The sequence below is a fragment of the Bacillus sp. FSL W8-1141 genome (assembly GCF_038593205.1).
GTDB classification, from domain to species: domain Bacteria; phylum Bacillota; class Bacilli; order Bacillales; family Bacillaceae; genus Bacillus; species Bacillus altitudinis.
This window is the reverse complement of record NZ_CP151973.1, coordinates 2,110,321-2,131,762: the sequence shown is the minus strand read 5'-3', so window position 1 is coordinate 2,131,762 and position 21,442 is coordinate 2,110,321. Positions and strand designations below refer to the sequence as shown.

The window sequence follows — 21,442 nt, the reverse complement described above, 5'->3', positions numbered from 1 at the left end:
ACAGATAAAGAGGAAAAAAGACCCCCTTAATAAAGAACGCATATTCGTATCATATGTAATGATGAAAAGGTGGAACTAAAAGTCCATTTGAATCGTTATATAAGTAACCATTAATGAAAATCAGCTTTTTTGGTTTTATTTCATCAAAAGAAGGAATAGAACATACAAATAGGCGAAGTGCAGATGATGGAGGTTCTAAATATGGGGAAAATCAAATTGAAAATCGCAATCTTATTTGTTTTACTGCTTTGTTTAGGCGCAGGTTATTTATACATGAATGGCATGAAAATTGAAGATGTGCCAACAGCCATTGGCGAAAGTTTAACGAATAATGATAAAGATTACACCATCTATGAATATACCATTACAAAAATTGATGGTGATGAGTATTACGGTCAAGCCAAAAATGGCACGAAAATCATTTTTAACGGAAAGAAATTTGAAGATGATGTGGCCGATCTGAAAAAAGGCGATCGTATTAAAGCATACTTTAGTAATGAAAAAAGAATAGACGGTCTTATAAAAGTAGTAAAAGTCGTCAATTAACAAGTCTCCTTTCCTATAGGGAGGCTTTTTTTATGAACAGGTGATAAATCTTGATTGTTGCATTTGACCACAAGGATCGCTATAATAGCCCCTAAGGACAGCTAAATATCGATTGTATCCTTCGGGGCAGGGTGAAAATCCCGACCGACGGTAATAAAGCAAATGCTTTACAGCCCGTGACCCGTTAATTTATTAACGGTTGATTCAGTGAGAAGCTGAAGCCGACAGTGAAAGTCTGGATGGGAGAAGGATAACGAGAGCTATGTATGAACAAAAAATATGTGTTGATCATAGTTTTATTTCTAATGCAAAAAAACCACAGCCCCGGAATTTTTCCGGGGCTTTCTGTATGTCAATATAGTCATCGCATGCAGTGTTTATTAGGTGATCCCTCATTTACCTTGTATGGACCATAAAAAGCGACGAAGGTGTTCAATCGATCACATGTCCCAAACATCGCTTTTTCATAAAGTGAGAAATACAAAAGAAAGAGAAAGGGAGGATCACATGTTTACGGGGATTATTGAAGAAGTGGGTACAGTCCAGTCATTAAGCAAAAGATCCGCAGATGCCATGGAAATTATCATCAAGTGCAGTCGTGTACTAGAAGATGTTCACCTAGGCGATAGTATCGCCATCAATGGCGTTTGTCTCACTGTCACAAGCTTCACAAAAGAACAGTTTGCGGCAGATGTGATGCCTGAGACGGTCAAAGCGACATCACTTGATCAGCTTGCGCCAGGTAGCCAAGTGAATTTAGAGCGAGCGATGTCATCAAATGGACGATTCGGCGGTCATTTTGTTTCAGGCCATGTTGATGGAACGGCTGTGATTACCCGTGTAGAAAAGAAGAGTAATGCCATTTACTATGATTTGAAAATGGACAAGACCCTCACAGATATGCTCACAAAAAAGGGATCGATCGCAATAGACGGCGTCAGCTTGACTATTTTCGATTTGCGAGATGCTCATGTGACAGTTTCTATCATTCCACATACGCTTGAAGGAACTATTTTCCCGACTAAATCTATGGGGGATGTAGTAAATATTGAATGTGACATGATCGGTAAATACATTTATCGCTTTTTAACAAAAGAGCAAAACGAAAAGCAGCCATCACGATTAACCCCATCATTTTTAAAAGAGCACGGATTCTAGGAGGCGATTGTATGTATCATTCAGTTGATGAGGCAGTAAATGCCCTGAAACGAGGAGAAATCATTATCGTAGTAGATGATGAAGACAGAGAAAATGAAGGAGACTTTGTGGCACTTGCTGAGCATGCAACGCCGGAAGTCATTAACTTCATGGCTTTACACGGAAGAGGTCTTATTTGCACACCAGTTCATGCCTCGATTGCGAAACACTTGGATCTGCATCCCATGGTCGAGCGAAATACGGATGCACATCATACAGCATTTACAGTGAGCATCGACCATACGTCAACGACAACTGGTATAAGTGCTTTTGAGCGCTCAACGACCATATTGGCCATGTTAAATAAAGAGTCAAAACCAGAAGATTTTGCCCGCCCAGGTCATGTTTTCCCTCTTATTGCGAAAGAGGGAGGCGTAGTAGAAAGATCAGGTCATACAGAAGCGGCCGTTGATCTTGCTAAACTTGCGGGTTCAGTGCCAGCGGGTGTCATATGTGAAATTATGAATGCAGATGGAACCATGGCCCGCGTACCCGAACTACAAAAAATTCAAAAAGAACACGATCTAAAGATGCTGACGATTGAAGCATTGCAGGCATATATAAACAAGCAAACAACGACAATGAAAACAAAATAAAAATCACAAAAAAGGATGATGAACATATGAATACAATACAAGGTAATGTAGTAGCAGAAGGATTAAAGTTTGGAATCGTCGTCGCTAGATTTAATGATTTTATTACAAGTAAATTGCTAGATGGGGCAGAAGATACATTGCTCAGACACGGAGCAAACGGTGACGATATTGATGTCGTGTGGGTGCCGGGGGCTTTTGAAATTCCGTATATGGCAAAAAAACTAGCAGAAACAAAAAAATATGATGCAGTCATTACACTTGGAACCGTGATTCGCGGGGCAACATCACATTACGATTATGTTTGTAATGAAGCGGCTAAAGGAATCGCACAAAGTGCCATCTCAACAGGGGTGCCGATTATCTTTGGTGTACTGACAACAGAATCTATTGAACAAGCCATTGAAAGAGCCGGTACAAAGGCTGGAAATAAAGGCAGTGAATCGGCTGCAGCTGCTATTGAAATGGCCAACCTAAATCGAACGTTTCGTTAATTTGATGAAAAAGAGTTTAAAAACAACCTAAAAGTGTTTATAATGTGTGATGAGCAAGTGATTCATAAGACATTTGCTGTAAAATAGGATAATTTTAATATTGAGGGGTATATATGTTAATTCGTTACAAGAGGTCTTTTGAAAAAATTGCCATGGGACTCCTGTCCTTTATGCCGGGTGAGAAAGACGTCAAACAGCTTCAGCAGACGATAAAGTCGTATGAAATGGATGAAGATCGGCAGCTGTTCCTTTGGAAAGATGGCGAGGATATCGTCGGTGCGATTGGTGTGCTGAAAACAGACGACCACGTACAAATCGAACATATTAGTGTCAATCCGTCCCATCGTGACCAAGGCATCGGCAAGGAAATGGTATTAGCCGTGGAAGAAGTATTCAAAACGAAAACACTCATTCCAAATGAATTAACGCAAGGCTTCTTTCATAAGTGTCACAATGAAACAAACTAAATATCACACATGTAAAAGCAGAGGTTATATGCCTCTGCTTTAGATTGTTGACAAAGGGCTAAAATGAACTTGATTTTAGCCCTTTGTCTTCCTTTTCAGCGTGATAGAAAACCTTTGCAGTCTAGGAAGGACGAGTACTGGAGCGGAGCGAATTCGATATTCGTGAGCACCGGCACGCATGACTGACACCGAATGCGAGGGTTTGTCTACACGCTGAAGCAGAGGTTATATGCCTCTGCTTTTTTTACGTTCCATCTGCTTTTCACGTTCAAGCAATACGTCCGTCCGATCACGCAGTCTATGCTTTTCAATTAAGAATGTATGGGATAAGTTGCTCTCCTGTCCGAAGGTTAAGCCTTCTTTTTGGGCCATCTCTTGGCATAAAGAAAGAAGCGTTTCATCTCGGATTGGCAGCATCACACTTTCGTAGGGCATGTCTTCATCGATTTTCTTTTTCAGTGTTCTCAGCAGTAAAAGAAATGCCTCTTCATCAAGACCTAATTCTGTTAGTACGTTCCGGTCCGAATCTAATATATGAAGGCTGTTTGAAATCAGCCGTTTTGCTCCTTTTCCATTTCCTCGTCTTTGATGATACAAAGCAACAGCAAGCTGAATGAGACCCACCCAGTACTTTTTGCGCTGATGAGGAGGATCTTCTTTCCAAAATTCTTCAAGAATTTCATGACACTCAAAATAATCTCTTGTCGTATGAAATTCATGTAAAAAAGCCACGTACGCTTTAGGATACACAGCGGTCATCTCCTTTTCCACTATCAGTCTAACATACCGAAAAGAAAAGAAGAAAGAGCGCCCCTTTATGAAAGGACGCTCTGTTTCTTTAATAAACCCAAGCCGCGCCAACGATGATCAGCAAGATGAACAGCACAACAATAAGCGCAAATCCTCCGCCGAAGTAATAACCATCTCCCATAATGTTACGGCCTCCTTTTTCATCAGTTCTGATTACAATGGTATTCTATGTATAAATGCCCTCATTGGTATGGGCGAATCCACTGTTTTTCTTTTTTTGCCTGCTGCCTCATGGTCGAAATTATATTGGACGAGAGCTTTATCGTGTCTTATACTAAAGGTTAGCCGATGAAAACGGTACTTAGAAGACAGTAGAAATGGTGAGAAAAGAATGCTGGAATATCAGGTGAAAATAGATTCGTTTGAGGGTCCTTTGGACTTGCTTTTACATTTAATTAACCGTTTGGAAATTGATATTTATGATATTCCCGTCGCTAAAATTACGGAGCAGTATTTATTATATGTCCACACGATGAGGGAGCTTGAACTGGATGTTGCAAGTGAGTATTTGGTGATGGCTGCAACTCTCCTCAGCATTAAAAGCAGAATGCTTCTTCCAAAACAAGAGGAAGAGCTGTTTGATGAAGACCTGATGGAAGAAGAAGAGGACCCTCGTGATGAGCTGATTGGCAAATTAATTGAATACCGCAAGTATAAAAATGCAGCGCAAGAACTGAAGGAACGTGAAGAAGAGCGGCAAAACGCCTTCACAAAACCACCAAGTGATTTAAGTGAATTTGCAAAAGAAGCAGAAGCGAAGGACACAAACTTACATGTCACGGTGTATGATATGTTAGGTGCGTTCCAAAAGGTATTGAACCGCAAAAAAATAACAAAACCAGCACCATCAAAGATTACAAGACAAGAAATCCCGATTGAAGACAAAATGAATGAGATTATGAATCATTTAAGAAAAACAAAAAAGCGAACCAATTTCATGACTTTGTTTCAACATGATCAAAAGGAACACCTTGTCGTGACGTTTCTTGCTGTTCTCGAATTGATGAAAAGCCATCAAATCATGCTGGAGCAGGAAGGAAACTTTGAAGATATTTATATCATAGGGAGTGAAACGATTCATGACGCTTGATATCGTGAATTGGAAAGCCATCTTAGAAGCGCTGCTATATGCAGCAGGTGACGAAGGCTTAACAAGAAAACAGCTCATGTCTGTTCTTGAAGTTGATGAGGCAGCGTTGCTTGATATTATGTCTGCCGTAAAGGAAGAATATCAAAAACAAGAACGAGGAATTGAGCTCATTGAATATGCAGATTCATATATGCTGCTGACGAAAAAAGAATACAGCGTATATTTAAAAAAATTAGTAGAGACACCATCGAAAGGGTTGTCACAGGCAGCGCTAGAAGTGCTCGCCATTGTCTCGTATAAACAACCGATAACACGCAGCGAAGTCGAGGAGATCAGAGGCGTTAAATCAGAACGAGTGCTGCATAGTTTAGTTGCCAAAGCACTGCTCTGTGAAGTAGGACGTGCCGATGGACCGGGACGAGCGATCCTTTATGGGACAACACCTACCTTTTTAGAGCAATTTGGTTTAAAAGCCTTAGATGAATTACCGCCACTTCCAGAGAATGTGGAAGCAGATGGGGTGCAAGAAGAGGCTGATCTCTTTTTTGAAAACTTCAATCAAACATTTGAAGAGATAAAATAGTTCAAAATAAGGAAAAATGTATGATAAAATATAAAAAAGATTTTAGGTCTAAAATCTTTATTTGAAAGATAAAATGGTGACAAAGCCATGAGGGGAAGGTAAACACGAAACAAATGGCACATATGAATGTAAAGGCTCAAGTTGATCAAGCAGGCGTTTTTTTATCAAAGGTTGCAGTTGAAGTGAATGATTTTCTGAACGAAGCTACCTTATCAAGCTTGAAACGATTAAACCCGGAAGCGGAAGCCTATTATTGTGACATATTAAGTACATTGCGGAAGCTTGCAGTTTATAGCGAGGATGCCGCGGCGGTTTGTAGGAAAATCAGGCAGCAGCAGACATTCCCGCAGCAAGCCGCACAGCAGACGCTTCATCGTATTTATCATCAATGTATTGAAGAATTTTTTACACCAAAAAAGGATACATGGTATGAAAATAGCCGTTCAGCCTACACAGGAAAAAGCTGCATTGTTTTCCATCATGAAGTATCGGCTGAGGTCAAACGTTTGTTTTCTTCATTAGAAAAAGATTTTTTAACGATGAGAGAAGAGCTGGAATATACAACATCTCATCAGCAAATGAAAATGGTATAAAGAAGACAAAGCAACTCTCACATGAGAGTTGCTTTTTTTTATGGACGAGGCATCATAACTTTTTCAGCCGCGCATACACTTGTACAAAACGGACAAGGACGTGAATGAACATGCCCTATTTAAAAATTGGAACAGCAGTCCTTCTTCTATTAACACTCTTACTGCCTTTTTCCTCACACGCTCAAGCAGACGTCTCATTATCGGTGAGTGCGAGAAGCGCCATTTTAATAGATGGACAGTCAGGCAGGGTCCTATTTGGAAAGGACGAGCACGAAAAAAGAAGAATCGCCAGTATCACAAAAATTATGACGGCTGTATTAGCCATTGAATCAGGAAAAATGAACGACATGGTCAAAGTGTCAAAACGTGCGATTCAAGCGGAAGGTTCTTCGATTTATTTAAAGGAAGGACAGAAGGTGAGTTTAGAAGACTTGACATACGGGCTCATGCTGCGCTCTGGAAATGATGCAGCTGTTGCCATTGCAGAACATGTTGGCGGCAGCTTAGAAGGGTTTATTTTTATGATGAACCAAAAGGCCTCTGAACTAGGCATGGAGAATACGAATTTTCAAAATCCGCATGGACTCGATGATCATAAAAACCATTATTCATCAGCTTATGATATGGCGATCTTAACGAAGTACGCCATGAAGCATCAGCAATATCAAAAAATTGCCGGTACCACCTTTTATAAAGCAAAAACAATCGAGGGTTATTGGAAAAATAAAAACAAGCTGCTCACGGGTTTGTATCAATATTCGACTGGAGGGAAGACAGGATATACAAAACTTGCAAAACGCACACTTGTCTCCACAGCTGCAAAAGGAGATGCTGCGCTCATTGCTGTGACGATTAATGCACCGGATGACTGGAAGGATCATATCTCAATGTTTGAGTATGCATTTGATCACTATAAAACGTATGTGCTTGCTGAAAAAGGCAGGCTCGCTTCGTTAAAAGGGACTTTTTACGAAAAAAAAGCGTTTATTAAGCGGGATGTGGACTATTTACTAAATGAAGATGAGAAAAAACTAGTGGAAATCGAAACGGAAATGCTGACGCCTGAAAAGAAATGGAAAAAAAACAAAGAAGCGATCCCAGATGTAGTAGGGAAAATGACGTTCTTACTGGATGGTCAGGTGATTGAGCAAGTCCCGATTTTTTATGAAAACAAACGCAACCGAATGCCCCAAAAAAGCTTTCAAGAAATGTTTAAGTCTGTCTTTCAGACATCGATAGGCGGATCTTCATGGTCAATCTGATTTGGGTATTCCTCACGGTCATCGGTCTTGTCTATGCAATGTTTAACGGAACGATGCATGAAGTGAATGAAGCGGTCTTTAAAGGATCAAAAGAAGCGGTCACCATTTCAATTGGGTTGATTAGTGTTCTTGTATTCTGGCTAGGATTGATGAAGATCGCAGAAGAAGCGGGGTTGTTACATTTCTTTAGTAAATTATGCCGGCCCTTTATCTCAAAACTATTTCCTGAGATTCCTGCGAATCATCCAGCGATGGGGTATATTCTGTCCAATCTCATGGCAAATTTCTTTGGGCTTGGCAATGCTGCTACTCCACTTGGGATTAAGGCGATGGAGCAGATGAAAGCATTAAATGGCGGGAAAAATGAGGCGAGCCGGTCTATGATTACGTTTTTAGCAGTCAATACATCCTCTATCACACTTGTGCCAACGACTGTCATTGCCATTCGTATGACCTATGGCGCAGATCAGCCAACAGATATTGTAGGCCCAACCATTTTGGCGACACTTATTTCAGGTATCGGTGCGATTATGATTGATCGCTATTTCCACTATCGCAGAAGCAGGCGGGGGTGATCTTGTGGCATTTATTAACTGGCTGTCACTTGCTTTGATTCCACTGATCATCGCAGGAATATTGATTGCAGGGACGATTAAAAAAGTACCGACGTACGAAACATTTGTAGAAGGCGGGAAAGAAGGCATTCAAATTGCCTTTTCAATCATTCCATATTTAGTCGGTATGCTTGTCGCCATTACGATTTTCCGAGCATCAGGGGCACTTGACTTTGTCATGGAGTTATTAAAACCTGTGTTTACAGCGATTGGTGTTCCTACAGAAGTGGTGCCGCTTGCGTTAATACGCCCTATATCAGGAACAGCTGCGCTAGGTATGACATCAGACTTAATTGCGACTTATGGTCCAGACTCTTTTATCGGCAAGCTTGCCGCCGTTATGCAAGGGTCAACGGATACGACCCTTTATGTTTTAACCGTCTATTTTGGAGCAGTTGGTATTAAAAAAATGGGAGATGCACTGAAAGTGGGGCTGCTTGCAGACCTGATTGGGATCATTGCATCAATTATTATCGTCAGTTTGTTATTTAGCGGCGCCTAATCAGGTGCTTTTTTTATTTCGTGGATGGAAAACAGCTTTTTTGTCGAAATTAGACAGATGAAACGCTTATTTTTCCACGAATGCTTGTTTGTTTCAAGCCAAGCAAGTAAGATAGTACATGAGGTGAAAGACAAATGGAACGTTTACAGAAAGTAATTGCCCATGCCGGCGTCGCTTCTAGACGAAAGGCTGAAGAATTAATTAAAGAAGGACGAGTTACCGTTAATGGTGAAACAGTGACAGAGCTCGGAGTAAAGGTGGGCTCTTCAGATAAAATTGAAGTCAATGGCTTAAAACTTGAAAGAGAAGAACCGGTTTACTTTATGCTTTATAAACCGCGCGGTGTCATTTCAGCTGCCGAGGATGATAAAGGACGCAAAGTCGTGACAGACTTCTTTGATGATGTTCCGCAGCGTCTGTATCCAATCGGCCGGTTGGATTATGATACGAGCGGTTTAATTTTGATTACAAATGATGGCGAATTTGCCCATAAGCTCATGCATCCGAAATATCAAATTGATAAAACGTATGCAGCGAAACTAAAAGGCATCCCTTCAAAAGAATTGCTTAGAAAGTTAGAAAAAGGAATCATGTTAGACCATAAAAAAACAGCACCTGCCCGTGCCAAAATGCTCTCGATTGATAAACGAAAGCAAACATGTATTGTGCAATTAACCATTCATGAAGGCAGAAATAGACAGGTTCGTCGCATGTTTGAAGCAATCGGCCACGACGTTCTAAAACTAAAAAGAGAGCAATATGCTTTCCTTCATATTGAAGGCATGAGACCAGGAGATCGCAGAGAATTGACGCCGCATGAAGTGAAACGTCTGAGAGCGATTGCGGATCATGGGAAAAGCGCTTTTTAATTTTCACATAAACTTCAAAAAATGAAGAAGCATCAAAAGAAGGAGAATGCTATAATTTACCTGAATGTCTATGGGGAAGGGGTACTTCAGATGAAGAAAAGACGATTTTTCATACGGACGGGCATTCTCCTCGTGATGCTTGCTGCACTGTGTTATACGATGTATAACTCAGTATTTGCCAAACAGGATCAAATCAAAGAAGGATCTATTGCGCCGAACTTTGTCCTTCAATCGGTAGATGGGGAACGGATTGAATTAAAGGACTTAAAAGGCAAAGGCGTCTTTCTCAATTTTTGGGGTACATGGTGCGGTCCATGTAAGCAGGAATTCCCTTATATGGCAAATCAGTATGAAGTGTTCAAGGATCGCGGTGTCGAAATTGTTGCCGTAAATGTGGGGGAATCCAATATTGCTGTGAAGAACTTTATGGATGCTTATGGCGTGAATTTTCCTGTTGCCATGGACAAAGATCGTCAAGTGACAGAGGCATATGATATTACGCCACTGCCAACCACATTTTTAATTAATCCTGAAGGCAAAGTAATCAAAGTCATAAAGGGGACGATGACAGAACGTAATGTCTATGAATATATGAATTTGATTAAACCAAAGGGGTCATAGAATGAAAGAGGTAAAGTGCGAGTGTGGACATATTAATCCAATCGGTACTGTTCTATGTGAATCATGCGGGAATCCCATTTCAGTAAAAGAGAAAAATTCATCAAAACTGCTTGATATGAGATATGACGGCAGTGCAAGACGCTCGCAAACATACAACAAAACGATTGTTGATAAAGTATGGAACTTTTTTTCTTCCGTAAAAGTGGGTGTGTGGCTCATTGTCATCACACTGTTAGCTTCTTCGCTAGGAACTATTTTTCCGCAGGAGCGGTTTATTCCGCCAGGTGCATCAGCTTCCACTTATTATGAGGAGCAATATGGGTCGTTTGGCAAGTTATATTACATCCTTGGATTCCATGATCTTTATAATTCTTGGTGGTTTTTAGCCCTTGTCGCATCTATCGGAATTTCCCTTGTGATTTGCAGCCTTGATCGAGTGATTCCACTTTATCGCGCACTCAAAAATCAAGGGGTTGTCAAAAAAGAAGGTTTTATGAGAAGGCAGCGTCTTTTCAGCGAAACAAACCAAACATTAGATCAACATACATATGAAGGCATCGTTAGTAAAATGAAACAAAAGCGTTACCGCGTACGAGAAGAAGATGGACATATTTTAGCTGAAAAAGGCCGCTTTTCCCGCTGGGGACCTTACGTCAATCATATTGGATTAATTATATTTCTCATTGGATCCATGCTCCGATTTGTCCCAGGAATGTACGTGGATGAAACATTATGGGTAAGAGAAGGCGAAACGGCACCAATCCCAGGGACGGGAGGCCAATACTTCTTAAAGAATAATGCGTTTTCAATTGACCGCTATGAATCTGAAAAAGAAAAAGAAGTCTTTGAAAATGCTATTGAAAAGGCTGGCGATGGTCAAGTCGTCAAAAGTTATAAAACCGATGCCGTTTTATACAAACGTGAAGGGGAAGTTATTTTTGGTGAAAAGCCAAAGCTGAAGCAGGTAACAGAACACGATATTAAAGTGAATGAACCGCTTAAGTTTGACAATTTCTCATTATATCAAGTGGATTTTAAACAAAATGAACTCGATCAAATGGTCTTTCAGCTGATTCGAAAAGATACTGAGAAATCTTTCGGAACAGTGAAGATTAATCTGCTGGAGCCTAAGTCAGAATATGATCTTGGTAGCGGTTACAAAGTCAAGGTGATGAGTTATTTGCCTGATTTTTATTTTGACGAAGATGGCACACCTAGTACGAAAACGAGGAATCCGAATAATCCTGCGTTCGTATTTGAAATGATCTCTCCTGAAAAACCAAAAGGTGAAAAAAGTTTTGTCGCGATTCAAGAGACAGTAGAGGGTTCTGATAACAATCTTTATAAAATGAAATTTGACCGGGTTGAAACAAAAAACGTGACAGGTTTAACGGTTCGAAAAGACTTAACACTCTGGGTACTTATTGTTGGCGGAATGATCTTTATGATTGGTGTCGTACAAGGGATGTACTGGCAGCATAGAAGAATCTGGCTGTCGGTAAAGGATGGAAAAGTGTTTGTGGCAGGACATACAAACAAAAACTGGTTCGGCTTAAAGTCTGATCTCAAGGTGTTACTGCATGGCAGTGGCATCAAACAGCCAGTGGATCAAAAAGAACTGCCTGATACAACAAGTATCAGCAAAAGCAAGGGGGAAGGATTAGATGGCGGCAGTCAGTGAAAACCTGTTATTTGCAGCTTTTCTATTGTATTTAGCGGCAGTTCCTTTTTTTGGAGGGGCCATTAAAGGAAAAAAGAAAGAAGAGGGTCCGCGCAAAAACAAGGCGGCACTTATCGGCATAACGCTCACCATCATTGGTTTTTTGAGTCAATTTGGCTATTTTATTTCAAGGTGGATCGCATCTGGTCACGCACCAGTCAGTAATCTGTTTGAATTCACCACAGCCTTTGGCATGATGCTGGTGCTCGCATTTATTATTTTATATTTTGTCTATCAAGTGTCTGTGCTAGGTTTATTCACACTTCCAATCGCTTTATTAATCATTGCTTATGCAAGCATGTTTCCATCGGATATTTCACCGCTGATTCCTTCACTTCAAAGTAATTGGCTATATATTCACGTCACGACAGCAGCGCTTGGTCAAGCCATTTTGGCGATCAGTTTTGTGGCAGGTGTGATTTTTCTTTTGAAGCATGTCGATCAAACAAAACCGGGGAAGAAAACCTTTGGCTTAGAGCTGGTCATGTTTATGATAGTGGTCACCCTTGCATTTATCGCAGTCACGTCCATTTTTAGAATGACAGGGTATGAAGCGAAATTTAATTGGGTAGATAAAAATAAAGAAGAGAGCGTCATGGTCTATGAGCTTCCTGCCTTAGTAGGACCTCATAAAGGAGAACTTATCACAAAAGATCGTTTAGAGCCTGTAGTTGATCTGCCGCCTGTTTTTTCAGGTAGAAAGGTGAATACAGTGCTGTGGTCATTTGGCGTTGGGCTGATTATTTATGGACTGCTAAGATTGATCATTCGCAAACGACTAAGTGCGCTGCTTCAGCCGCTCGTAAGACAGGTGAATCTCGATTTAGTCGATGAAATTGGGTACAGGGCTGTTTCCATAGGATTCCCTGTATTTGCGTTAGGCGGTCTTATTTTTGCGATGATCTGGGCACAAATTGCATGGACGAGATTCTGGGGATGGGACCCGAAGGAAGTATGGGCTTTAATTACATTTTTATTTTACGCCGCCTATCTCCACCTTCGGTTATCACGAGGCTGGCATGGTGAAAAGTCCGCTTGGCTTGCTGTAATCGGATTTGCGATCATTATGTTTAACCTCATCTTTGTCAACCTAGTGATTGCGGGGCTTCATTCTTACGCGTAATCGCATGAAAAAGGCCAACTTTTATGATTCGATTCGGCTTTTTGTTAAAATGTATGTAACAACGGAGAAAGCAGGAGGATTGTCTAATGGAACACACAACTCAAACGAAAATATTAGTCGTCGATGATGAGGCAAGAATTCGTCGCCTTTTAAAAATGTATTTAGAACGGGAAAATTATGAAATTGATGAAGCGGAAAATGGGGATGAAGCCATTCAAAAAGGACTTCAAACCGATTATGACCTCATTTTGCTTGATTTAATGATGCCTGGGACAGATGGGATTGAAGTGTGTAATCAAATCCGAGATAAAAAAGCCACCCCAATTATTATGCTGACAGCAAAAGGTGAGGAAGCTAACCGTGTGCAAGGCTTTGAGGCAGGAACGGATGATTATATCGTCAAACCTTTCAGCCCGCGTGAAGTGGTTCTTCGTGTGAAAGCACTGCTAAGAAGATCGTCTCAAACGTCATACCTTAATACTGGAACAACCACAAAAGATGTTCTCGTGTTTTCTCATCTATCCATTGATCATGATGCACACCGGGTCACAGCAGATGGAAAAGAAGTCAGCCTCACGCCGAAAGAATACGAACTTTTGTATTTCTTGGCAAAAACGCCGGATAAGGTCTATGACAGGGAAAAGCTTCTCAAAGAAGTGTGGCAGTATGAATTCTTTGGGGATCTGAGAACAGTGGATACCCACGTCAAAAGGCTTCGCGAAAAACTGAATAAAGTGTCACCAGAAGCAGCGAAAAAAATCGTGACAGTATGGGGTGTCGGGTACAAATTTGAGGTCGGCGCTGAATGAAGCTGTGGAAAAGTGTCGTAGGAAAGCTATGGTTAACCATTCTTTTCCTCGTGCTCATTGTTTTATCGATTTTAACTGTGCTTCTTTTAGAGTTCATTGAGAATTACCATGTGGAAGAAGCAAAGTCTGATTTAACACAAATGGCCAACAAAGTAGCAGTCATTTTAGAAAGCCATGAGGATCAATCACTTGCAAGATCGATTACATCAGAACTAGCTGATAAATTGACAAGTATCGCGATTGTTCAAGAGGATGGACTAGAATGGTATTCGTCTGAAAAAGGCGGGAAGCTTCCTGCGATCACAAAAGAACAAATTGAAGCAGACAAAGATTTGAACAGGGCACTGACAGAACGAAAAAAAATCAGTAAACGAGCTGAATCTGATACAGGCAATCAGAAGGATGAGCGCATTGTAGTAGGTGTTCCTTACGAGGCGAACGGAAAGAAAGGGATGGTCTTTCTTTCTCAATCCCTCCTCGCAGTAGAGCAGACAACAAAACATACGACGCGTTATATCTTCCTCGCAGCCGGAATTGCGATTGTGCTCACCACGATTTTCGCTTTCTTCTTATCCACTCGTGTCACCTATCCTCTCAGAAAGATGAGAGAGGGAGCACAAGATTTGGCGAAAGGGAAATTTGATACAAAGATTCCTATTTTAACGCAAGATGAAATTGGGGAACTGGCGATCGCCTTTAATCAAATGGGTAAGCAGCTTAAATTTCATATAACCGCTTTAAATCAAGAAAAAGAACATTTGTCCAACATTCTCAGCAGTATGGCAGACGGTGTCATCACGATCAATATTGATGGAACGATCCTCATGACAAACCCTCCTGCAGAAAGATTCTTGCAGGCTTGGTATTACGAGCAAAATATGAAGATCAAAGATGGCGATGAACTGCCGCCAGAAGCGCGTGAATTGTTTCATACTGCCGTCAGTACGGAAAAAGAGCAAATGATCGAAGTCACGCTGCAAGGGCGTACTTGGGTTCTTCTCATGTCTCCGCTTTATAACCAGCAAGATGTCAGAGGGGCGGTAGCGGTACTTCGCGATATGACAGAAGAGAGAAGACTGGATAAGCTAAGAAAAGACTTCATTGCAAATGTCAGTCATGAACTCCGTACACCTATTGCTATGCTTCAGGGCTATAGTGAAGCGATTGTCGATGACATTGCCGGATCAGAAGAGGAAAAGAAAGAGATTGCCCAAATTATCTATGATGAATCACTTCGAATGGGTCGTCTTGTGAATGATCTTCTCGATCTCGCACGTATGGAAGCTGGTCATATTACACTGAATCTTGAATCAACTGATACAGAAGAGCTGACTGAAAAAATCTACCGTAAATTCCTTGGAATTGCGAAAGAAAAACAAATCAACCTGACGTATGAAATTCAAGTAGAAGAACCGTATTTTGTATTTGATCCAGATAAAATAGAACAGGTTTTTACAAATCTCATCGATAATGCCATTCGTCATACACCAGAAGGCGGAGAAGTTCACTTCTCAGTTCAATCGGTGGAAAATGGGCTCAAGATGGATGTGAAAGATTCGGGAAGCGGCATTCCTGAAGAGGATCTCCCGTTTATTTTTGAACGGTTCTATAAAGCAGATAAAGCAAGAACAAGAGGACGTTCCGGTACGGGGCTGGGCCTTGCGATTGTGAAGAACATCGTAGAAGCGCATCAAGGCTCCATTCATGCACATAGTAAAGCTGGAACAGGTACTCACTTCACTTTCTATATTCCGAAAAAAAAGCAGGAACTCGTCTAATCTTGACGAAGAATCTTGTTACATGAGAAACACTTCTTTTCGAAAGAAAATGAAGTGTTTTTTCTATTTTCATATTTTTAAGGAGAAGTTAAACAAAAAGCCCTTTCCAAATTGTCGATCTTGTAATATATTTGTCATAAAGTTGTAATGTAACGTTTTGTGAGAGTCACTCGACAAAAATAAGTGAACGGAGGGGTTTCCTATGCATGAAACCTTTCAAAAAATATATGATTCGTACCATCAAGATTTGTACCAATTTTTATTTTATATGGTAAAAGATAAAAATCAGGCAGAGGATCTCGTGCAGGAGGTTTACATTCGGGTACTTCACTCATATAAAACTTTTGAAGGAAGAAGCAGCGAGAAAACATGGCTGTTTTCAATTGCAAGGCATGTGGCAATTGACTGGTTTCGCAAACAGCAAACCATCAGACAACGGGTACTCGGCACGTTTGATTGGGATAAACAGGATGTAAAAGATCCAGACCTGCTCCCAGATGAATTGGCTGTACAGGATGAAAATATCAAAGAAATTTATGCCGCGCTTGATCATTGCACCATTGATCAACGAGCCGTCATCATTTTAAGGTTTATCCAAGGCTACTCAATCATGGAGACGGCCAAGGCGCTAAAGTTCTCGGAAAGCAAAGTCAAAACAACGCAGCACCGAGGCCTGAAAGTGCTCCGAAAACATATGGAGCTTTTGAAGGAGGAGCTAGTGAATGAAAACGAACAGGTCCAATTGGAGCGAAGAACGAATTAAAGTATTACTCAGTCAGCTTCCAAAGGTGGAGGACAACCGTTCATCTAAGCAGATTTACCAGCAAATGCTGATGGCAAGCGGGAAGAAAAAGAAAAGTGCCAGATGGATCGGTCCAGCGGTCGCAACCGTTGTGGTCTTATTTATGGCGTTTTTGATTTCTCCTCATTTATTTCAGCCGGCTGCTCAAGATATAAAGAAAGTGAAAATGGACTCGAGTGCTGAAAAAGGACAGGTGAATGCTACATTAGAGGCAGTAAAAAACACAAATGATCCTTCACATGTTGCTTACGCATCTGACAAAGAAAAGTATATGACGATTTCATACATAGATGAATCGACTTCTCAAGTTGTCCCAATCAGTATTCAAAAAGAAAATAAGCATGATGATGTGCAGGCGCTTCTTGATACATATGAAAAACTGGAGCTGCCTGAAATGACAAAACCTCTTCAAGCCTATATGGATATGGTGGATGTGAGTGAAAAAGGGGACACGCTGATTTTTCAGCTGAAAAATGATTTGTCTCTTGATACATTAAAAGAAGCCAATCGTTTTAAAGACATGGTCAAAGAAACGTTAAAATGGAGCCAATATAAACAAGTACAGGTCAAGTCTGTCAATGGCTCGCACCTTCAATTAGGGACGAATGGCCGTCTTGGTACCATTTCAATTAATAAACAAACAAAGCACGCTTACTACGTTTTAGAAAATAAGAGCGGGACATTTTTGGTGCCATCAAAAGATGATTATCCTTCTTATAAAGATGCGGTAGAGGCGATGAAGCGGACGAATGATGCAGGACTCGATCCACTCATTAAAGAAGAGCCTATTCAAAAGGTGACATCAAAAGGAAAACATGCAACCATCACGTTTGGAGCATCAGCACAATTAACGGACTCAATTGATCATATTTTACTTATTGAAGGACTGCTGCTCACAGCGAAAGATTTCGGTTTTACAGATGTCACGATACAAAATGCAGGAACAGATCAAGTAGGCCCATATGAATTAAAAGAACCGCTAGAGGTACCGGCACTGCCAAACCCAGTTGTTATCAAAGAACGCTAAAGGACGCAACTTATTGCGTTCTTTTTTCATGTATAGAAAAGAGCTTCCTTGAGGTATACTAAGCTGTCATGAAAAGAACTTCAAAGAAGGGAAGTCACTGATGAAAAGGTATTGCTACATATGTGCTAGCTGTTTCTTGTTCGTGACCTTATCACCGTTTGCCCGTGCAGAGAAAACAACCGAGTGGGTGGAACCAATAAAAGGTGAAGTCACTGATTTGTTTGGGACAAGAGGTGGTTCGCATAAGGGGTTAGACATTGCTGCACCGGAAGGAGAATCCATTTTGGCTGCTAGCGAAGGTGTGGTCACTCGTTCCTATGTATCTGCTACATATGGTGAAGTTGTATTTATTCGGCATCCAAATGGATATGAAACCGTCTATGCGCATTTAAATGCGCGTTTTGTGAAGAATGGTGACCATGTACAAACAGGACAGCCGATCGGCATCATAGGCAACACAGGCGCTTCTAGGGGCACTCATTTGCATTTTGAGGTGCACAGGGGTAATTGGTCAGTTAGTAAAGAAGATGCAGTAGATCCGCTCACAATCATTGCAAGAGATCGTTTCCAAGAGCCAGCCCTTCATGTAGATGGATATGAGAAACATACATATGTCATACAACAAGGGGACACGCTCTGGTCCATTGCTAAAGCACATCAAATGACCGTTGATCAATTGAAGAAAATCAATGCACTGACAACGCATCTCATACGTACAGGTGAACGTTTAATCGTTTCAACAAAATAAACCTCATGCTTTTGCATGAGGTTTACCATTTTTTATAGGTCAATCAGACGCACAGAAAGAATATCGCTTACTTCAGTTAACGTTTGGACAATTTCATCTTCAAGGTGCTTGTCAAAAGAAAGCATCATGATGGCTTCGCCGCCTTTTTCTTTACGGCCTACTTGCATTGTCGCAATGTTCACATCGTGGTCGCCTAAAATCTTTCCAACTTGACCGATCACACCAGGTGCGTCAGTATGCTGAATATAGACAAGGTGCCCATCTGGGTAAAAGTCAATATTGAAACCATTAATAGAAACGACACGTTCACCTAGATGCGGGATATACGTTGCTTTTAATGTAAAGGTGGAAAGGTCACCTTTGACTTCAATGGAAATGCTGTTCTCATAGCCAGATTCGCTTGAAGAAATTTTCTCGCTAAAGCTAATGCCGCGTTCTTTTGCCACCATACCTGCATTGACTTCATTTACAGTCGAATCGACACGCTCTTTCAAAAAGCCAGAAAGCAGACTTTTTGTAATAAATGATGTTTCGAGTTTTGCGATAGATCCTTCATATGAAATGCTGACTTCTTTTACAGGTTCTCTCATCGATTGAGAAACAAGACGTCCAAGTTTTCCCGCAAATTGATGATAAGGCTGGATTTTTTTGAACTCGTCTTTTGTCATCGCTGGTAGATTAATAGATGACATGACCGGGAGTCCTTTTGCAAATTGAAGAACTTCTTCAGAGACTTGTGCCGCCACATTTAATTGTGCTTCTTTTGTAGATGCACCAAGATGCGGAGTGGCAATGACGTTTGGATGATCCACAAGTGGATTCTCAGTAGGTGGTTCTACTTCAAATACATCGAGTGCAGCCCCTGCGACATGACCATTTTCAAGTGCTTCAAGAAGGTCTCGTTCGTCAATGATGCCGCCGCGTGCACAGTTCACTAGACGAACACCTTTTTTCGTTTTTGCGATTGTTTCTTTATTGAGAAGTCCTCTAGTTTCTTTTGTTAAAGGTGTATGTACCGTAATAATATCTGATACTTCAAGCACTTCATCAAGTGATTTTGCATTGACACCAATTTTTTCGGCACGTTCTTTTGTGAGGAAAGGGTCAAATACGTTGACCGTCATGCCAAATGCTCTTGCACGCTGGGCGATTTCACTTCCAATTCTGCCTAAGCCAACAATCCCAAGAGATTTTCCGTAAAGCTCAGCACCGACATATGCGCCTCTGTTCCATTCTTTTGATTTCACAGAAATATTGGCTTGAGGAATATGACGCATGAGAGATGAGATCATCGCAAACGTATGCTCTGCCGTTGAAATCGTATTCCCATTTGGCGCATTGATGACAATCACACCGTGTTTTGTCGCTTCATCAATGTCAATGTTGTCGACTCCCACACCGGCACGGCCAACAATTTTTAATGAAGTCATTTTTTCATAAAGTTCTTTTGTCACTTTTGTGGCACTTCTGACAAGTAAGGCATCAAACGTGTGTAATTCATCTTCTGCTTCTGTTACATTTTTTTGAACAATTTCAACAAAATCTGATTCTAATAGTGGTAAAAGACCATCATTGCTCATCTTATCTGAGACTAATACTCGAAACATCGTAAGATTTCCTCCTAAAATAAACGTCATAAATATCTGATAATTTACCATATTCCTTTTCACTGTGTCAATCAAATTAAAGCAGTAAAGCGAAAAAGAAAACACGAACATTTTTTAGTGTCTTGATCGAGAATGGACACCTTTAAACAAAAGATAACCAATTTTTACGCATTTGTCATTATAAATTTTAGGTTTTTTACGATTTCTTAAAACTGATGAATTTGCTCAGGATTTTTATCTGTACAAATGCTCATATATCATATATAATGATGTCGAATTGAATAATGATCAATCTTCGGGGCAGGGTGTAATTCCCTACCGGCGGTGATGAGGCATAGTCTCTAAGCCCGCGAGCCTTTTTTGGCAGGATTCGGTGTGATTCCGAAGCCGACAGTATAGTCTGGATGGGAGAAGATGGAGGTTCGTAAACGTTGAAAACATGTCTGTTTATACGTTTATTTGTGTAGCCTAAATTTCCCGCTCCTGTGTATGTATTCAGAGCGGTTTTTTTGTGGCTAAAATTGAACAATCCTCTTTTCGAAAGATTTGATCGAAAAGGAGAGAGAATATTGAATCAAAGTAAAGTAAAACGTTTAGTTGTCATCAGCATGCTTAGCAGTATCGCATTTGTATTAATGTTATTGAATTTCCCTTTCCCTGGGCTTCCTGGGTATTTAAAAATTGATTTTAGTGACATTCCTGCGATTATTGCGATTTTAATTTATGGGCCAGGTGCTGGGATTGCTGTTGAAGCTTTAAAGAATCTACTGCACTACCTCATTCATGGTAGCATGTCCGGTGTTCCTGTGGATCAAGTAGCGAATTTTACAGCAGGTGTACTATTCATCTTACCGGTGGCTTTTATTTTTAAAAAGATTAAATCAGCAAGAGGGTTAGCGTGGTCCATGATTCTCGGAACATTACTCATGACAGTCATGATGAGCATCTTAAACTATTTCTTGTTCCTACCTGCTTATACATGGTTTTTGAATGCACCCGTCCTGTCAGATCATGTGCTAAAGGCAACCATTACAGCAGGGATCTTGCCTTTTAACCTGATTAAAGGAATCATCATCACCATCGTTTTTAGTTTCATTTTTGTCAAAATGCGTCCATGGTTTGAAAATAAACGCCGACTTCAAAATAGTTAATATAAAAAAAGCCCCTTTTAAAGGGGCTTTTATCCTATTCATGCTTAAGTGGATCACCATCGAAAGTTTCGTCCGCAACTTTAATTGAGTCAGTTGGGCAACCTTCAAATGCATCAAGCATATCTTCTTCAAGTACTTCTGGAACTTCTACAGTCCCCTGATTGTCATCAAGCGTGACAAATGCAATGCCTTCATCATCATAATCATAAATGTCTGGAGCAGCTGCACCGCATGCGCCGCAAGCAATACATGTGTCTTTGTCTACAATTGTATATTTTGCCATGTTAAAAAAATACCTCCCAGATTGTTCGATGGAACAAATGGTTTAACCTTTTTAGTTTCACCGATAAAAAACCAATTTCCTCAAACCTTATTGTAATGATTTTAAATTCACATTTCAACTGTAAAGTGATTGAGAATGCTTATCACATAAGGG

The 21,442-nt window shown here is 40.6% G+C and carries 25 protein-coding genes and 2 riboswitches; of the genes, 21 read left to right on the top strand and 4 right to left on the bottom strand.

The window, feature by feature from the left end:
* Nucleotides 1–201 precede the first annotated feature (201 nt).
* The 5 genes from NSQ52_RS10795 to NSQ52_RS10775 all read left to right on the top strand — a co-directional run bounded on the left by NSQ52_RS10795 (nt 202) and on the right by NSQ52_RS10775 (nt 3,297).
* Complete coding sequence (locus NSQ52_RS10795; RefSeq protein ID WP_008344451.1) at nt 202–546, top strand: hypothetical protein; 345 nt, start codon at nt 202–204, stop codon at nt 544–546.
* A 113-nt stretch (nt 547–659) separates the two neighbouring features.
* Nucleotides 660–801, top strand: a riboswitch (FMN riboswitch).
* 252 nt (nt 802–1,053) lie between these two features.
* Nucleotides 1,054–1,704 (top strand): riboflavin synthase, encoded by a 651-nt coding sequence (gene ribE / locus NSQ52_RS10790; protein ID WP_026050106.1) that lies wholly within the window; start codon nt 1,054–1,056, stop codon nt 1,702–1,704.
* A gap of 11 nt (nt 1,705–1,715) precedes the next feature.
* Entirely contained in the window at nt 1,716–2,339 is a 624-nt protein-coding gene (gene ribB, locus NSQ52_RS10785; protein WP_342473324.1) for a 3,4-dihydroxy-2-butanone-4-phosphate synthase, read from the top strand.
* A 26-nt stretch (nt 2,340–2,365) separates the two neighbouring features.
* Entirely contained in the window at nt 2,366–2,830 is a 465-nt protein-coding gene (ribE, locus tag NSQ52_RS10780) for a 6,7-dimethyl-8-ribityllumazine synthase (RefSeq protein WP_007501031.1), read from the top strand.
* A gap of 113 nt (nt 2,831–2,943) precedes the next feature.
* Nucleotides 2,944–3,297, top strand: coding sequence for a GNAT family N-acetyltransferase (locus NSQ52_RS10775; protein WP_039165807.1), 354 nt, complete (start codon nt 2,944–2,946; stop codon nt 3,295–3,297).
* Nucleotides 3,298–3,522: 225 nt separating this feature from the next.
* On the opposite strand, the gene NSQ52_RS10770 is transcribed toward NSQ52_RS10775, so the two are convergent.
* Nucleotides 3,523–4,047 (bottom strand): DUF309 domain-containing protein, encoded by a 525-nt coding sequence (locus tag NSQ52_RS10770; RefSeq protein ID WP_144739986.1) that lies wholly within the window; start codon nt 4,045–4,047, stop codon nt 3,523–3,525.
* Nucleotides 4,048–4,135: 88 nt separating this feature from the next.
* The gene (locus tag NSQ52_RS10765) at nt 4,136–4,228 is read right to left on the bottom strand and encodes a YjcZ family sporulation protein (RefSeq protein ID WP_008359694.1); all 93 of its coding nucleotides are present in this window, start codon (nt 4,226–4,228) and stop codon (nt 4,136–4,138) included.
* Nucleotides 4,229–4,438: 210 nt separating this feature from the next.
* Here NSQ52_RS10765 and NSQ52_RS10760 point away from each other — a divergent pair, with 210 nt between their 5' ends.
* The 15 genes from NSQ52_RS10760 to NSQ52_RS10690 all read left to right on the top strand — a co-directional run bounded on the left by NSQ52_RS10760 (nt 4,439) and on the right by NSQ52_RS10690 (nt 18,248).
* Nucleotides 4,439–5,197, top strand: a complete 759-nt coding sequence (locus NSQ52_RS10760; RefSeq protein ID WP_007501021.1) for a segregation/condensation protein A — start codon at nt 4,439–4,441, stop codon at nt 5,195–5,197.
* Complete coding sequence (scpB, locus tag NSQ52_RS10755) at nt 5,187–5,780, top strand: SMC-Scp complex subunit ScpB (RefSeq protein WP_008344462.1); 594 nt, start codon at nt 5,187–5,189, stop codon at nt 5,778–5,780. Before NSQ52_RS10760 ends, scpB begins: the two co-directional genes overlap by 11 nt.
* A gap of 113 nt (nt 5,781–5,893) precedes the next feature.
* The gene (locus tag NSQ52_RS10750; RefSeq protein ID WP_024718922.1) at nt 5,894–6,373 is read left to right on the top strand and encodes a YpuI family protein; all 480 of its coding nucleotides are present in this window, start codon (nt 5,894–5,896) and stop codon (nt 6,371–6,373) included.
* Between the two features lie 110 nt (nt 6,374–6,483).
* Nucleotides 6,484–7,635 (top strand): D-alanyl-D-alanine carboxypeptidase family protein, encoded by a 1,152-nt coding sequence (locus NSQ52_RS10745; protein WP_061419513.1) that lies wholly within the window; start codon nt 6,484–6,486, stop codon nt 7,633–7,635.
* Nucleotides 7,623–8,210, top strand: a complete 588-nt coding sequence (locus tag NSQ52_RS10740) for a nucleoside recognition domain-containing protein (RefSeq protein ID WP_007501015.1) — start codon at nt 7,623–7,625, stop codon at nt 8,208–8,210. Before NSQ52_RS10745 ends, NSQ52_RS10740 begins: the two co-directional genes overlap by 13 nt.
* Before the next feature lie 4 nt (nt 8,211–8,214).
* Nucleotides 8,215–8,751 carry a spore maturation protein gene (locus tag NSQ52_RS10735; protein ID WP_039165799.1) on the top strand — a complete coding sequence of 179 codons (537 nt, stop codon included), beginning with the start codon at nt 8,215–8,217 and terminating at the stop codon, nt 8,749–8,751.
* A 134-nt stretch (nt 8,752–8,885) separates the two neighbouring features.
* Nucleotides 8,886–9,620, top strand: a complete 735-nt coding sequence (gene rluB, locus NSQ52_RS10730) for a 23S rRNA pseudouridine(2605) synthase RluB (RefSeq protein WP_008344472.1) — start codon at nt 8,886–8,888, stop codon at nt 9,618–9,620.
* A gap of 90 nt (nt 9,621–9,710) precedes the next feature.
* Nucleotides 9,711–10,241: a thiol-disulfide oxidoreductase ResA gene (locus NSQ52_RS10725; RefSeq protein ID WP_017359780.1), complete on the top strand. Its 531-nt coding sequence runs from the start codon at nt 9,711–9,713 to the stop codon at nt 10,239–10,241.
* Between the two features lies 1 nt (nt 10,242).
* Nucleotides 10,243–11,922 carry a cytochrome c biogenesis protein ResB gene (locus tag NSQ52_RS10720; RefSeq protein ID WP_342473322.1) on the top strand — a complete coding sequence of 560 codons (1,680 nt, stop codon included), beginning with the start codon at nt 10,243–10,245 and terminating at the stop codon, nt 11,920–11,922.
* Nucleotides 11,906–13,084 carry a c-type cytochrome biogenesis protein CcsB gene (gene ccsB, locus NSQ52_RS10715; protein WP_017359778.1) on the top strand — a complete coding sequence of 393 codons (1,179 nt, stop codon included), beginning with the start codon at nt 11,906–11,908 and terminating at the stop codon, nt 13,082–13,084. Before NSQ52_RS10720 ends, ccsB begins: the two co-directional genes overlap by 17 nt.
* Nucleotides 13,085–13,170: 86 nt before the next feature.
* On the top strand, nt 13,171–13,893 hold the full coding sequence (locus NSQ52_RS10710) for a response regulator transcription factor (RefSeq protein WP_003215596.1): 723 nt from the start codon (nt 13,171–13,173) through the stop codon (nt 13,891–13,893).
* Nucleotides 13,890–15,671, top strand: a complete 1,782-nt coding sequence (locus tag NSQ52_RS10705; protein WP_024718919.1) for an ATP-binding protein — start codon at nt 13,890–13,892, stop codon at nt 15,669–15,671. Before NSQ52_RS10710 ends, NSQ52_RS10705 begins: the two co-directional genes overlap by 4 nt.
* A 202-nt stretch (nt 15,672–15,873) precedes the next feature.
* Nucleotides 15,874–16,434, top strand: coding sequence for an RNA polymerase sigma factor SigX (gene sigX, locus NSQ52_RS10700; protein WP_007501006.1), 561 nt, complete (start codon nt 15,874–15,876; stop codon nt 16,432–16,434).
* Nucleotides 16,394–17,500 carry a hypothetical protein gene (locus NSQ52_RS10695; RefSeq protein WP_041507008.1) on the top strand — a complete coding sequence of 369 codons (1,107 nt, stop codon included), beginning with the start codon at nt 16,394–16,396 and terminating at the stop codon, nt 17,498–17,500. The genes sigX and NSQ52_RS10695 overlap by 41 nt, the downstream gene beginning before the upstream one ends.
* Before the next feature lie 100 nt (nt 17,501–17,600).
* A complete protein-coding gene (locus NSQ52_RS10690; RefSeq protein ID WP_217967021.1) occupies nt 17,601–18,248 on the top strand; it encodes a M23 family metallopeptidase in 648 nt (215 codons plus the stop codon).
* Between the two features lie 32 nt (nt 18,249–18,280).
* Here NSQ52_RS10690 and serA read toward each other — a convergent pair whose 3' ends face one another.
* Nucleotides 18,281–19,855 (bottom strand): phosphoglycerate dehydrogenase, encoded by a 1,575-nt coding sequence (serA, locus tag NSQ52_RS10685; RefSeq protein ID WP_017359773.1) that lies wholly within the window; start codon nt 19,853–19,855, stop codon nt 18,281–18,283.
* A 287-nt stretch (nt 19,856–20,142) separates the two neighbouring features.
* Nucleotides 20,143–20,275, top strand: a riboswitch (FMN riboswitch).
* Nucleotides 20,276–20,424: 149 nt separating this feature from the next.
* Here serA and NSQ52_RS10680 point away from each other — a divergent pair.
* Nucleotides 20,425–21,006, top strand: coding sequence for an ECF transporter S component (locus tag NSQ52_RS10680; protein WP_008344490.1), 582 nt, complete (start codon nt 20,425–20,427; stop codon nt 21,004–21,006).
* A gap of 34 nt (nt 21,007–21,040) precedes the next feature.
* On the opposite strand, the gene NSQ52_RS10675 is transcribed toward NSQ52_RS10680, so the two are convergent.
* Entirely contained in the window at nt 21,041–21,289 is a 249-nt protein-coding gene (locus NSQ52_RS10675; protein WP_008344492.1) for a ferredoxin, read from the bottom strand.
* Between the last annotated feature and the right edge of the window lie 153 nt (nt 21,290–21,442).